Origin of the sequence: Streptomyces sp. NPDC087270, from assembly GCF_044744625.1 — a bacterium.
GTDB lineage: Bacteria > Actinomycetota > Actinomycetes > Streptomycetales > Streptomycetaceae > Actinacidiphila.
In genome coordinates this window covers 801,534-807,533 of sequence record NZ_JBIUYR010000001.1, presented here as the reverse complement: position 1 = coordinate 807,533, position 6,000 = coordinate 801,534, and the positions used below count along the sequence as shown (strand labels likewise).

General features: G+C 71.2%; 4 protein-coding genes. 1 reads left to right on the top strand and 3 read right to left on the bottom strand.

From position 1 onward, the window contains the following. Window positions 1-346: 346 nt before the first annotated feature. Window positions 347-907, bottom strand: a complete 561-nt coding sequence (locus ACIPAE_RS03515) for a MarR family transcriptional regulator (RefSeq protein WP_328467425.1) — start codon at window positions 905-907, stop codon at window positions 347-349. Window positions 908-1,076: 169 nt separating this feature from the next. Here ACIPAE_RS03515 and ACIPAE_RS03510 point away from each other — a divergent pair, with 169 nt between their 5' ends. Further along, on the top strand, window positions 1,077-2,381 hold the full coding sequence (locus ACIPAE_RS03510) for an MFS transporter (protein WP_366409811.1): 1,305 nt from the start codon (window positions 1,077-1,079) through the stop codon (window positions 2,379-2,381). 126 nt (window positions 2,382-2,507) lie between these two features. Here ACIPAE_RS03510 and ACIPAE_RS03505 read toward each other — a convergent pair whose 3' ends face one another. Together ACIPAE_RS03505 and ACIPAE_RS03500 are read right to left on the bottom strand one after the other, a co-directional pair. Beyond that, window positions 2,508-4,244 carry a SpoIIE family protein phosphatase gene (locus ACIPAE_RS03505; protein WP_402442613.1) on the bottom strand — a complete coding sequence of 579 codons (1,737 nt, stop codon included), beginning with the start codon at window positions 4,242-4,244 and terminating at the stop codon, window positions 2,508-2,510. 113 nt (window positions 4,245-4,357) lie between these two features. Then, complete coding sequence (locus tag ACIPAE_RS03500; RefSeq protein WP_402442612.1) at window positions 4,358-5,707, bottom strand: NAD(P)/FAD-dependent oxidoreductase; 1,350 nt, start codon at window positions 5,705-5,707, stop codon at window positions 4,358-4,360. Window positions 5,708-6,000: the final 293 nt, after the last annotated feature.

Here is a 6,000-nt window from a genome sequence, read left to right as displayed (position 1 = left end):
CGACTCTATCAGACGCTTTCCAGTGCCTGACCCCCAGTCAGCGGGGTTTGTCTTTCCGGCCCTTCGGCCGTTCCGACGAGTGAGACTTTAGCGGACTCCTCCTGCCTGGACCAAATCGGCCGGGCGCTTCGAAACTCCACTCGCATTCCGCAAAAACGCACAGCGAAACGAAGACGCACCGAAGCGCGTATCGCGTCGAGAGGTTACTGCGGGATGGCTGGCCCGGGACCGACCAAGATCGGTGCTCACGTCGGACAGCTCGCGGTACGTTACGCATGCGTTCAGCCCATGTCAACTTTGGCTGGCCCAAGCGGTCGGCGACCGCCGGCCACGGGCGGCGCGGGCGTCAGTCGAGGTCTTCGAGACGCCCGCCGGCGTCGGGCTGGGAGGACTCCACCCGACGCAGCAGGCGGGTCAGGATCTCGCCGAGAGCCGTGCGCTCGATCGGCGTGAGGTCCTGGAGCAGCTCGTCCTCGAAGACCGCGGCGAGCCGCATCGTCTGTAGCCACTTCTCCCGGCCTTCGTCGGTCAGCTCGACGATGACGCGCACGCGGTTGGCCTCGTCGCGGGCCCGGGTGACCAGTCCCTCGGTGACCATGCGGTCGATCCGGTGGGTCATGGCGGCGGGGGTCAGGCCGAGCCGCTTGGCGAGGTCGCCGGGGCCCAGCTGGTAGGGCCGGCCGACGACGACGAGGGCCTTCAGGACTTCCCACTCGGAGTTGCTGATGCCGAGGTCGACGAGCTGGCGGCCGTACGCGACGTTCATCCGGCGGTTGAGCCGCCCGAGGGCGGTGACCACCTTCTCGACCTGCGGATCGACCTCCGGGAACTCGCGTTGGTAGGCGGCGATCTGTTCGTCGAGGTCCAGCTCCTGCGGTGCTCCCGCGGGGCCTGGGGCTGCGGTCATGCCCCTGAGTATGCCATGGAAAGACATTGCACTAAAGCCCTTCCCTGTGTAGTCTTTAGCTTCGAAGTTTACTTCTGAAGTCTTCACTCCGAAGCTGTTGCGGCTCCGGGGGCGGACTGTGGCTGCGCTGCGCCCGGACAGGGCGCGGCCGTGAACGAGTGAGGTGAGTGTGACCACCGCGATGGGCGCCGCGCTGCGCCGTATCCAGCTGGGGAACGCGTTGAGCGCGTTCGGCAACGGCTTCACCGTGCCCTTCACGTTTATCTACGTGTCGCAGGTGCGCGGGCTGGGTGCCGGTATCGCGGGCGCGGTGCTGGCGACGTTCGCCGTCGCCGCGCTCTTCGTGCTGCCCTTCACCGGTCGGGCGATCGACCGGCGCGGTCCGGTGCCGGTCGCCGTGGTGGGCACCGCGCTGGCCGCGTGCGGCTCGCTCGGCCTCGGGCTGTCCGGCAGCGAGGCAGGCGTCATCGCCGCGGCGGGCGCGCTGGGCGCGGGGATAGCCGTGGTGCAGCCGGCGCTGGCGACGATGATCGTGTGGTGCTCGACCACGGCGACCCGGTCGCGGGCGTTCGCCATGCAGTTCTTCCTGAACAACCTGGGGCTGGGCGTCGGTGGGCTGATCGGCGGGCTGATCGTGGACACCGCGCATCCGTCGTCGTTCATCCGGCTGTTCGCGATCGAGGCGGCGATGTTCCTGGTGCTCGGCGCGGTGATCGCCACCGCGCGGGTGCCCGGGGCGCCTCGCCTGGCCGCCGGCGACCGGTCGCAGACCGATGGCGGCGCCGCGGGCGGTTGGCGGACGATGCTGCGGGACCGGGCGATGGTGATGGTCTGCGTGCTCGGCTTCGTGATGTTCTTCGCGTGCTACGGACAGTTCGAGTCGGGACTGTCGGCGTTCGCGGTGGAGGTCACGCACATCTCCCCCGCCACCCTGGGGACTGCACTTGCAGCCAACACCGCGGTCGTGGTGCTGGCGCAGTTCGTGGTGCTGCGGGTGGTGGAGCGCCGGCGGCGCAGCCGGGTGATAGCCGCGGTCGGCGTGGTGTGGGCAGTGGCCTGGATGGCTGCCGGTGTCTCCGGCCTGATGCACGGCAACCACACGCTGGCGGTCGCCGCGATCATCTCCACCTACGCGCTGTTCGGGCTGGGTGAAGCGATGCTGGCGCCCACCGTGAATCCGCTGGTGGCCGACCTGGCGCCGGACCGGATGGTGGGGCAGTACAACTCGGCGTTCGCGCTGGTGAAGCAGCTCGCCCTGGCGTTGGGCCCGGCGGTGGCGGGTGTCATCGCGGCGGCCGGGGCGTATGACGCGTACATCGTGATGCTGGTGGTGTGCTCGCTGGCGATATCGGTGACGGCGCTGCGGATGGCGCGGCATCTCTCGCCGGTGCAGGACAGTCCGCTGCCGGCGGTCCGGGTGGTGGCGCAGTCGGTGCGTCCGGAGCCGGTGGAGGCCGAGCGCATACCGGGCTGAGCCGCGGGTCGTACCGCGCGCACCGCGACCCGGTGGGCGGTGCCGCCCGTTCGGTGCCGGGTGGTGCGACCGCGGCCGGGCAGGCGGGTGCGGCGGCATTCGGCGGCCGCCCGCTCCCGCCGCCGGTCACATCGGCAGCGCGAACTCGCACCAGACGGCTTTGCCGCCGCCCGGGGTGCGGCGGGAGCCCCAGCCGGTGGCGATGGTCGCGATGATCGAGATGCCCCGGCCGGCTTCGTCGGCGGGGTCGGCGCGGCGCCGGCGCGGAAGGTGCTCGTCGCCGTCGGTGACCTCGATGATCAGGCGCCGGTCGGTGCGTCGCAGCCGTAGCCGCATGGGCGGGATGCCGTGCTTGAGCGAGTTGGCGACGAGTTCGCTGGCCGCGAGGACACCGAGGTCGCGCAGTTCGGTGGGGAAGCGCCAGGAGGCGAGCACCCCGGTGGCGAAGGCGCGGGCGCGGGGCGCGGCCTCCACACCGCCGAGCAGGTCGAGTGAGGCGTTGCGGAAGAGTTCCGCGTCGGCGCCGGTGTGGTCGGGGTACTGCAGGACGAGCACGGCCACGTCGTCGTCGTGTTCCGAGGTGACGCCGAGGGAGCGCAGCAGCCGGTCGCAGATCACCTGGGGTGCGCCGGTGGCGCCGGCCAGGGCGCGGGTGAGGGCGGTGACGCCTTCGTCGATGTCCTGGTCGCGGCGTTCGATGAGGCCGTCGGTGTAGAGCACCGCAGTGCAGCCGGGGCCGAGCGGGACGGTGCCGGAGGTGTGAATCCAGCCGCCGGTGCCCAGGGGCGGTCCGGTGGGTTCCTCGACGCAGTGCACGGTGCCGTCGGGGTCGCGGATGAGGATGGGGAGGTGGCCGGCGCTGGCGTAGTGCAGGCGGCCCTCACTGGGGTCGTGGACGGCGTAGACGCAGGTGGCGATCTGGGTGGCGTCGATTTCGGCGGCGAGCTCGTCGAGGAGCTGGATCACCTCGTGCGGTGGCAGGTCGAGCCGGGCGTAGGCGCGTACGGCGGTGCGGAGCTGGCCCATCACGGCGGCGGCGCGCACTCCGCGGCCCATCACGTCGCCGATGACCAGGGCGGTGCGGCCTGCGCCGAGGGTGATGACGTCGTACCAGTCGCCGCCGACGGCGGCGTCGGTGCCGCCGGGCTGGTAGGTGGCGGCGACCCGGAGGTCGTCGGGTTGTTCGAGCTCCTGTGGCAGGAGGCTGCGCTGGAGGGTGACGGCGGTGTCGCGGAGGCGGCGTTCGCTCTCGCGGAGGCGTTCGGCGGACTGCACCTGGTCGGTGACGTCGGCGCCGAAGACGAGGACGCCGCGCTGCTCGGGGTCGGCGTGTCCGGGCTGGACCGGGGTGCAGGTGAAGGTGAAGTAGCCCTCGCGGGTGGGTGTGCCCGGGGCGGTGTGGGCGCCCTGCGCGACCTTGCGGGCCTTGACGGTGCGCGGTTTGCCGCTGCGGTGGACCTGGTCCATCAGCGGGAGCAGGCCGAGTTCGTCGAGTTCGGGCAGGGCGTCGCGGGCGGGGGTGCCGGTGGTGCGGGGGCCGAAGACGTCGGTGTAGGCGTCGTTGACGAAGCGCACCTGGTGGGCGGGGCCGCGGGTGAAGGCGATGAGGGCCGGGAGCCGGCTGAGCACCCCGCGGACGGACTGTTCACTCGCGGGGGTGGTGTCGGCGGGTGCCGGGGCGGGTGGCCGGCCGTCGCTGTCGGATGCGCGGTCGCCGGGGGTGGTGGCGTCGCCACCGGGGGTGCCGGCTGCGGCTGCGCCGGTGGTGCCGGGAGTGGGGTCGCCGGCCTTGCCGCGCGCTGCTGGTACGGCACTGCGTCGCTGTGTTCCGGGGAGCCGGGCGCTCCAGCGCGTAAGGTTCAAACGTCCGATTCCTCGTTTTTGTCACTCTTTGCCAGTGCTGCTGCACGCGTGGTCACAGCCCCAGTGTGGCCGAACCGCGGCGCGGGCGGGAATCGCGGAGCGGCTGGGCGGGGTCAGGGTGCGTCGGGTTTGCGCTCGGAACCGGCCGCCAGTTCGAACTCGGCGCGCGGGTGTTCCAGCGAGCCGAGCGAGACGACCTCCCGTTTGAAGAGGCCGGCCAGCACCCATTCGGCGAGGACGCGGGCCTTGCGGTTGTAGGTGGGCATCCGGCTGAGGTGGTAGATCCGGTGGATCAGCCAGGCGGGATAGCCCTTGAAGGCGCGGCCGTGCACGACCGCGACACCTTCGTGCAGGCCGAGCGACGCCACCGAGCCGGCCGAGACGTGCCGGTAGTCGGTGAGCGGGAGGCCGCGCAGTTCGGCGATGAGGTTGTCGGCGAGAACGCGGGCCTGGCGCACGGCGTGTTGGGCGTTCGGGGGGCATTCGGCGCCGGGCTGCTCGGCGCTCAGGTCGGGCACGGCGGCCGCGTCTCCGGCCGCCCACACCCGCTCGGCGCCCTCCACCCGCAGGGCGGCGTCCGCGCGCAGCCGGCCGCGTGCGGTCAGCGGCAGCCCGGTGACGGCGAGCAGCGGCGCCGGTTTGACGCCCGTGGTCCACACCAGGGTCCGGGTCGGCAGCCGGTCGCCGTCGGAGAGCACCGCGATCCGGTGCTCGCAGGAGTCGAGCCGGGTCTCCAGCCGGATGTCGATGTTGCGGCCGCGCAGCTCGCGCAGCGCGTAGCGGCCCATGGTCTCGCCGACCTCGGACAGGATGCGGTCGGACGCCTCGACCAGCACCCATTTCAGGTCGTCGGCGGTGATGTTGTGGTAGTACCGCACGGCGTAGCGGGCCATGTTCTCCAGTTCGGCGAGCGCCTCCACGCCCGCGTAGCCGCCGCCGACGAAGACGAAGGTCAGCGCGGCCTCGCGCACCTCGGCGTCACGGGTGGAGGAGGCGATGTCGAGTTGCTCCAGCACGTGGTTGCGCAGCCCGATGGCCTCCTCGACGGTCTTGAACCCAATGCCGTGTTCGGCCAGGCCCGGCACCGGCAGGGTCCGGGAGACGGAGCCGGGGGCGATGACCAGATGGTCGTACTGGATCTCCAGCGCATTGCCGCCCTCCTCCACGGTGACCAGCGTGTCGACGGTGGCGGTGCGCTTGTCGGGGTCGATGCCGCGCGCCTCGCCGACGACGATCCGGCACTTGTCGAGCACCCGGCGCAGCGGCACCACCACATGCCGCGGCGAGATCGAGCCGGCCGCCGCCTCGGGCAGAAAGGGCTGGTAGGTCATGTACGGCTGCGGTTCGACGACCACGATGTCGGCCTCATGGCGCTTCAGCTTGCGCTGGAGCCGCAGGGCGGCATACATCCCGACATAGCCACCGCCGATGACGAGAATGCGCGGTGTGCTTGTCCTGGCCATGACTGCCGACTCCGTCGTCATTGCTCCATGACGCAATGGATCAGAGTCGTTTGTCCACAGTACGGACACGACGATTCCGGGGAATCGGCAAGGAGCCAGGTCAGCGGGGGCGAAACGAACCGGTTTGGCGGCGGTAACGGATGACACCCGTTCCGGGCGGCGCATGCCGCCATGTGGCGGACCGCAAGCAGCCCCCCTTCTTTCTGGCCGCGCCCTCAACTATGTTCGTATCTCGTAGTACCGCGCCACTGGCGCGGCGATCTTCACAATGGGTGAGGAGTCTCCGGGGGGAG

Bases quoted from the DNA above. Each gene is read 5' to 3' on its own strand.
- ACIPAE_RS03515 (WP_328467425.1), bottom strand. From the start codon at position 907: ATGACCGCAGCCCCAGGCCCCGCGGGAGCACCGCAGGAGCTGGACCTC.
- ACIPAE_RS03500 (WP_402442612.1), bottom strand. From the start codon at position 5,707: ATGGCCAGGACAAGCACACCGCGCATTCTCGTCATCGGCGGTGGCTAT.